Raw genomic sequence first — 6,397 nt, 5'->3', positions numbered from 1 at the left:
ACCCTCTACGACGAGGTCGCCCGCCTGGCGGCGCTGTCCCCGGCCCACCCCGAGCAGGTCGTCCTCATCGCCCACGGGGTGGCCTGCTGGCACGCCGAGGCGTTCGCCCGGCTGCACCCGATGCGCCTGGCCAAGCTCGTCCTGGTGGAGCCGGCCTGTCCGGTGACGCGCCGTCCCGCGGCGTTCCTGGAGGCCGCGGGCACCTGGCTGCCCGCGCTCGGCGGCACCTGGGGCGCGACGGCCCTGGCCCGCGTGGCGGGGCCGCTCACGCACCGGCTGCTCACCGGGCGTCCGGACCCGTCGGGCGTCTACGGCATGGGCAAGGTGCTCGCCGCGATGGCGGGGGAGCGGCTGGCCCGCCGCGGCATGGCCGACGGCCTGCGCCGGCTGCGCGCCGAGATGCCGTTCCCCGAGGTCGCGGTCACCGTGCTCGGCTCCGGACGGGGTGACGGCTGCGCCCGGCGGCTGGCCGCGGAACTCAGCAGGGAACTCGGCACGGAACCCGGTGCGGAACCCGGCGCGGAACCCGGCGCGGAACCCGGCACGGGCGGCGTCCGGCTGTTGCGGACGCGTCGCCGGCCCCAGCTCAACGCCCCCGAGGCGGTCGCTGGGGCCGTCTGACGCCGGGTCTCCCCGTGGCGTCGCGGGCCGTTCTAGGATCGAGGCGGAACCCACTATGAGGGGGTCGAGCGTGGACATCACCGTGACCGGCGAGGGCTCCGTCCTGGTCGCGCCCGACACGCTGCGGTTGCACGCGGGTGTCGAGGTGCGCCGGGCCTCGGCCGCCGAGGCGTTCGCCGCCGTGCGGGCCGCCGCCGCCCGGCTGGCGGTGGCGCTGCGGCAGGCGGGCGTCGCACCCGAGGACGTGACCACGGCCGAGCTGTCCCTGGGCCCCGAGTACGAGACGTACCCGAAGGTGGCGGCCTATCGGGCGGCGCAGGGCGTCGAGGTCGTCGTACGCGACGTGAGCCGCGGCGACCACGTGATCGACACGGTGGTGGGCGTCGGCGAGGAGGCCAGGCTCAACGGCGTCGGCTTCGAGGTCTCCGACCCGGCCAAGGCGCTGGCCGGGGCCAGGGTCAGCGCGTTCAGGGACGCCGCGGCCAAGGCGGCCCAGTACGCGGGCCTGGCCGGCCGTCCGCTGGGGCGGGTGGTGTCGGTGCGCGAGGAGCTGAGGGGCGGGCCGCCGGTGCCGCTGCGGCAGTTGGCGCAGACGTTCGCCGAGAGCGACGCCTCGATCAGTCCGGGCCGCCAGGCCCTCACCGTCGTGGTGACGCTCGGCTACGACTTCGGCTGACCCGCCCCCGGGTGCCCGTCCCGCGCGGGCGGGACGGGCGGTCAGGACGGGCGGTCAGGAGGGCGTCAGCCCGCCGGCCGGTTCCGGCTGAAATGGAAGGGGCAGTGGGTGCCGCCCGTGCCGATGGTGGTGCGCCGCTCGAAGCCGAAGCCGTGCTCGGCGGGCGCGATGGCCCCGATCCAGTTGGCGTCGAACGCGCACATGACCGGGGTCAGCTCCGGCGCCCCGCTCGCCGCCAGGACGTCGTGGTAGAAGCACCGGCGCACGTCGAGGTGGTAACGCGTGTCGTCGTCGGCCACCCGGTCGAAGACGAACCCCTTCCCGAACGCCTGCTCCTCGCGGGCCCTGCTCAGCTCGACCATGGCGCGGAAGGCGTCCGGAGCGTGGTCCAGCATCGCGCGGGTGCCCGCCTTCAGTGTCTCGGCGAACGGCTCGACGAACGACGTGCGCAGGACCATGACGGCCGTCTCCCGGCCCAGCCTGGGCCGCAGGGACTCGTAGGCGGCCACCAGGGCCATGGTCATGCGCAGGTTGTGCCGGGCGGGCTCGTCGACGACCCGGGACCGGCCGGCCGCCTCCAACTCCGCCTGACGCGCCCGCATGGCGGTCGTGAGCGCGGTGGGCAGGGAGTGCTCGCGCAGGGTCGCGGCGAGATGGTCGTAGAAGGCGTCGAGGAGCAGCGTGGTGTCGCGATCGGGGTCGGGGGCGTAGCCGCCCTCGGCGAGCCCGAACTGGTCGGTGGACATGATCGTCCTTTCGGGTACGGCTCGGCGCGTACACGACCGCGATCCCGCGTGGAGGCGTGATCGGGCGTGCTCGCGACCGGGCGAGCACGCCAGCGCGCTCCACCGACCGACCAGGCGCTGACAGGCTGTTGCTGATGTGTCGCGGGCAAGTCTGGCACGCCCGCGACGATCACGTCCAACGGGCCCGTCCCCGCCAGGAGCTAGGGGAGGGCGAGCATGCGGTCGAGGGCGACCTTGGCCCAGTGGGTGGTGTCCTCGTCCACCGTGATCTGGTTGACGACGTCCCCGAGCACCAGCGACTCCAGCGCCCACACCAGGTGCGGCAGGTCGATCCGGTTCATGGTCGAGCAGTAGCAGACCGTGCGGTCGAGGAAGGAGATGTCCTTGTCGGGGAAGGTCTGGGCCAGGCGCTTGACCAGGTTCAGCTCGGTGCCGATGGCCCAGCTCGACCCGGCGGGGGCGGCTTCCAGCGTCTTGATGATGTGCTCGGTGGAGCCGATGTGGTCGGCCTTGAGCACGACCTCGTGACGGCACTCCGGGTGCACGAGCACGTTCACGCCGGGGATGCGGGCGCGCACGTCGTCCACGGACTCGGCGGTGAAGCGGCCGTGCACCGAGCAGTGGCCGCGCCACAGGATCATTTTGGCGCGCTCGAGCTGCTCCCGGGTCAGGCCGCCGCCGGGACGGTGCGGGTTCCACACCACGCAGTCCTCCAGCGACATGCCCATCTCCAGCACCGCCGTGTTGCGGCCGAGGTGCTGGTCGGGCAGGAACAGCACCTTCTGCCCCTGCTCGAAGGCCCAGTCGAGGGCGCGGCGGGCGTTGGAGGAGGTGCAGACGGCACCGCCGTTCCGGCCGCAGAACGCCTTGATGTCGGCGCTGGAGTTCATGTACGTGACCGGCACCACCTGATCGGCCAGCCCCACGTCCTCCAGCGCCTCCCAGCACTCCTCGACCTGGTCGAAGGTGGCCATGTCCGCCATCGAGCAACCGGCCGCCAGGTCCGGGAGGATCACCTTCTGGCCCGCGCCCGTGAGGATGTCGGCGGACTCGGCCATGAAGTGCACGCCGCAGAAGACGATGAACTCGGCCCCGGGCCGCGCGGCGGCCTGCTGGGCGAGCTTGAAGGAGTCGCCGGTCACGTCGGCGAACTGGATGACCTCGTCACGCTGGTAGTGGTGGCCGAGCACGAACAGGCGCTCACCGAGCGCCTCCTTGGCCTTGCGGGCGCGCTCCACCAGGCCGGGGTCGGAGGCGGGCGGCAGCTCGCCGGGGCAGTCGACCCCCTTCTCGCTGTGCGGATCAGCCCCCTGGCCGAGGACGAACAGCGGCAGTCCAGTCTGGGCAACCATGGCCATACCCCCTTATCGTCGATTTGACGATACTCATCATAGACACACGGCCCTCCGCGCTTATTCCGGGGGAGGGGCGTCCGGGGAATGTGTGAGGATGCCCAGGTGTTGGTAGCGTCATCAGTAGGACGTCGGAAACACAGACAGCCGGGTAGGGAGTCAGCAGATGACGGTTGAGAGCAGCGAGACCACGGCACAGGGCCTGATCCTGACCGATGCGGCCGCCGCCAAGGTCAAGAGCCTGCTCGAGCAGCAGGGCGAGGAGGGCCTGCAGCTCCGGGTCGCCGTGCAGCCGGGCGGCTGCTCGGGCCTGCGCTACCAGCTCTTCTTCGACGACCGTTCCATGGACGGTGACGTCGTGTCGGACTTCAGCGGTGTCAGCGTGGTCACCGACCGGATGAGCGCCCCCTACCTGATGGGCGCTTCCATCGACTTCGTCGACACGATCGAGAAGCAGGGCTTCACGATCGACAACCCCAACGCCACGGGCTCGTGTGCGTGTGGAGACTCGTTCAACTAGCGCTCGACGGGCGCTCGAAGAGGGTCCCGGTCGCCTTTGTGCGGCCGGGACCTTCGCGTATTCTCGTGGAGCCCATTGGCCTGCCGACAACGAGGAAGAAGAATCCCGTGCGCATCGCCGTCACCGGCTCAATCGCGACAGACCACCTGATGACCTTCCCTGGAAGCTTTGGCGATCAGCTCATCGCCGAGCAGCTCGACCGAGTGTCACTCTCCTTCCTGGTCGACGATCTCCAGATCCGGCGCGGTGGCTGCGCCGCGAACATCGCCTTCGGAATGGGCTGTCTCGGCCTCAAGCCGATCCTGGTGGGAGCGGTCGGCAACGACTTCGCGGACTACCGGTCGTGGCTGGAGCGCCATGGCGTCGACTGCGGCTCGGTGCACGTCTCCGAGACCCAGCACACCGCGCGCTTCCTGTGCACCACCGACGAGCACCACAACCAGATCGCCTCGTTCTACACCGGCGCCATGGCCGAGGCGCGGCTCATCGAGCTGCAGCCGGTCGCCGAGCGCCTGGGCGGGCTCGACCTCGTGCTGATCAGCCCCAACGACCCCGACGCGATGCTGCGCCACACCGACGAGTGCCGCCGCCGCGGCGTCCCGTTCGCGGCCGACATCTCCCAGCAGCTCGCGCGCATGGCGGACGAGCAGATCCGCCAGCTCGTCGACGGAGCCGCCTACCTGTTCTCCAACGACTACGAGAAGGGGCTCATCGAGCAGAAGACCGGCTGGTCCGACCAGGAGATCCTGAGCCGGGTCGGCGTCCGGGTGACCACGCTCGGCCCCAAGGGCGCCGTCATCGACCGTGCGGGCGAGCCGTCCATCCAGGTCGCCCCCGCCCCCGAGACCGGCAAGGCCGACCCCACGGGCGTCGGCGACGCCTTCCGCGCCGGGTTCCTGGCCGGGGTGGCCTGGGGGCTGCCGCTCGAGCGGTGCGGCCAGGTCGGCAACCTCACCGCCACGCACGTGCTGGAGCGCGTGGGCGGCCAGGAGTACGAGCTGGGCCAGAAGTCCTTCCTGGAGCGGTTCGCCGCCGCCTACGGGGCCGAGGCCGCCGCCGAGATCGCCGGCCACATCCGCTGCTACCACCCCTGATCCGCCCTGTGCCGCCGTGACGGCGGCACGGGCCGTCCCGCCGTGGCGGGACGGCCCGCGGCCGGTGCGCGCGTCACGGCAGGGCGTAGACCCGGTGCACGAACTCGGCGAGCTGGTCGTCGGGCAGGTGCCTGGCCAGGTCGGCCTCGCTGATCATGCCGATGACCCGGCCGCCGTCCATCACCGGCAGCCGCTTGATCTGGTGCTCCTCCATGCGCGCCAGCGCGTCCTCCACGGTCGCGTCCGACGGCACCCACACCAGCCCCGTGGCCAGCTCGCCCGCCGTCACCTGCGCCGGGTCGTGGCCGGCCGCCACACACTTGACGACGATGTCACGGTCGGTGATGATGCCCGTCACACGGTCGTCGGGCCCGCACACGGGCAGCGCGCCCACGTTGTTGTCCCGCATCATCTGCGCGGCCCGGTCGAGGGTCTCGTGCGCCTGGATGCACTCCGCACCCGAGCTCATGACGTCGCGGGCGGTCTCGCGCGAATATGCGCTGATCATGGCTCCCCCCTGAGTGTCGACGAAACTGCCCCTACGGGAGCCCTCTACCCACCGTGCGGAGCTGAACCGGGCGCGCGGACGGCCCGGCTGCTCAGTAGTTGCGTCTGACGTGGATCGCCCAGCCGCCGCCGGGCAGCTCGTACGAGCCCACGTGGCGGTGCGACTTCAGCCGGCACCAGGCCGGCACGTCCGTGTACGCCGCCGGATCGTCGGCCAGCACGGCGACGACGGCGTTCAGCGGCACGTAGTTGATCTGCTCGGCGAGCATGATGATCGGGATCGGGCACTTCTTCCCGAGCGCGTCGATCGTCAGGGCCGGCTGAGCCGGCTGGGCAACCTCGGTCATGCGACTCCCGCGTCCTGGCGGATGCGGCGCACCAGGTCGGGCAGCGCGGCGAGGAACCTGTCGACCTCGTCCGCGGCGGCGCCCCTGGGCAGCGACACCCGGACATTTCCATGCGTCAGCACGCCCATCGCTTCCAGGACGTGCGATGGACGAAGCGTACTAGCGGTGCACGAACTTCCGGACGACACGGCGAAGCCGGCCTTGTCCAGCTCGGTCAGCAGCGCCTCGCCGTCAACGTACAGGCAGGAGAAGGTCACGATGTGCGGCGCCCGGTCAACGGGGTCGCCGATGACCTCGACGTCCGGCACGATCTTCGGGACGGTCTCCCTGATTCTGGTGATAAGCCCGGAAAGTCTCTTCTGCTCCACGGCCGCCTCGGCGACCGTCGCGCGCAGCGCCGCCGCCGCCGCGACGACGGCGGGCACGTTCTCGAACCCCGGCACCCGCCGCCGTTCCCGCTCGTCCTCCGGCAGGTACGAGCGGAACCGGGTGCCCTTGCGCACCACCAGCACGCCCACCCCGGCGGGCCCGCCC

8 protein-coding genes and 1 pseudogene are annotated in these 6,397 nt (G+C 71.6%); 4 read left to right on the top strand and 5 right to left on the bottom strand.

Annotated features, from left to right (window positions below; all coding sequences use genetic code 11):
* Window positions 1-621 (top strand): annotated as a pseudogene (locus FAF44_RS51510) (hypothetical protein); the annotation flags it as partial.
* A 70-nt stretch (window positions 622-691) separates the two neighbouring features.
* Window positions 692-1,297: an SIMPL domain-containing protein gene (locus FAF44_RS51505; RefSeq protein ID WP_237110823.1), complete on the top strand. Its 606-nt coding sequence runs from the start codon at window positions 692-694 to the stop codon at window positions 1,295-1,297.
* A gap of 65 nt (window positions 1,298-1,362) precedes the next feature.
* Here the strand turns inward: FAF44_RS51505 and FAF44_RS51500 are convergent, their stop codons facing one another.
* Window positions 1,363-2,043 (bottom strand): L-2-amino-thiazoline-4-carboxylic acid hydrolase, encoded by a 681-nt coding sequence (locus tag FAF44_RS51500; protein WP_237110822.1) that lies wholly within the window; start codon window positions 2,041-2,043, stop codon window positions 1,363-1,365.
* Between the two features lie 200 nt (window positions 2,044-2,243).
* Entirely contained in the window at window positions 2,244-3,401 is a 1,158-nt protein-coding gene (nadA, locus tag FAF44_RS51495; RefSeq protein ID WP_237110821.1) for a quinolinate synthase NadA, read from the bottom strand.
* A gap of 160 nt (window positions 3,402-3,561) precedes the next feature.
* Between nadA and erpA the strand changes: the two genes are divergently transcribed.
* Window positions 3,562-3,915 carry an iron-sulfur cluster insertion protein ErpA gene (gene erpA / locus FAF44_RS51490; RefSeq protein ID WP_237110820.1) on the top strand — a complete coding sequence of 118 codons (354 nt, stop codon included), beginning with the start codon at window positions 3,562-3,564 and terminating at the stop codon, window positions 3,913-3,915.
* A 107-nt stretch (window positions 3,916-4,022) separates the two neighbouring features.
* Window positions 4,023-5,009 carry a carbohydrate kinase family protein gene (locus FAF44_RS51485; protein ID WP_237110819.1) on the top strand — a complete coding sequence of 329 codons (987 nt, stop codon included), beginning with the start codon at window positions 4,023-4,025 and terminating at the stop codon, window positions 5,007-5,009.
* Window positions 5,010-5,082: 73 nt separating this feature from the next.
* Here FAF44_RS51485 and FAF44_RS51480 read toward each other — a convergent pair whose 3' ends face one another.
* From FAF44_RS51480 to FAF44_RS51470, 3 genes are all read right to left on the bottom strand, one after another.
* A complete protein-coding gene (locus FAF44_RS51480; RefSeq protein ID WP_237110818.1) occupies window positions 5,083-5,517 on the bottom strand; it encodes a CBS domain-containing protein in 435 nt (144 codons plus the stop codon).
* Between the two features lie 91 nt (window positions 5,518-5,608).
* On the bottom strand, window positions 5,609-5,863 hold the full coding sequence (locus tag FAF44_RS51475; RefSeq protein WP_237110817.1) for a sulfurtransferase TusA family protein: 255 nt from the start codon (window positions 5,861-5,863) through the stop codon (window positions 5,609-5,611).
* Window positions 5,860-6,397 (bottom strand): aminotransferase class V-fold PLP-dependent enzyme (locus FAF44_RS51470; RefSeq protein ID WP_237110816.1); only part of this gene is annotated, 538 nt, incomplete at its 5' end. The genes FAF44_RS51470 and FAF44_RS51475, both read right to left, overlap by 4 nt.

The sequence above is a fragment of the Nonomuraea sp. MG754425 genome (genome assembly GCF_021699195.1).
Lineage (GTDB): Bacteria > Actinomycetota > Actinomycetes > Streptosporangiales > Streptosporangiaceae > Nonomuraea.
The sequence above is the reverse complement of the archived record's forward strand: the minus strand, read 5'-3'. Positions and strand labels throughout refer to the sequence as shown.

Coding starts and splice junctions, on each gene's coding strand:
- FAF44_RS51500 (WP_237110822.1), bottom strand. CDS start 2,043: ATGTCCACCGACCAGTTCGGGCTCGCCGAGGGCGGCTACGCCCCCGAC.
- nadA (WP_237110821.1), bottom strand. CDS start 3,401: ATGGCCATGGTTGCCCAGACTGGACTGCCGCTGTTCGTCCTCGGCCAG.
- erpA (WP_237110820.1), top strand. CDS start 3,562: ATGACGGTTGAGAGCAGCGAGACCACGGCACAGGGCCTGATCCTGACC.
- FAF44_RS51480 (WP_237110818.1), bottom strand. CDS start 5,517: ATGATCAGCGCATATTCGCGCGAGACCGCCCGCGACGTCATGAGCTCG.
- FAF44_RS51475 (WP_237110817.1), bottom strand. CDS start 5,863: ATGACCGAGGTTGCCCAGCCGGCTCAGCCGGCCCTGACGATCGACGCG.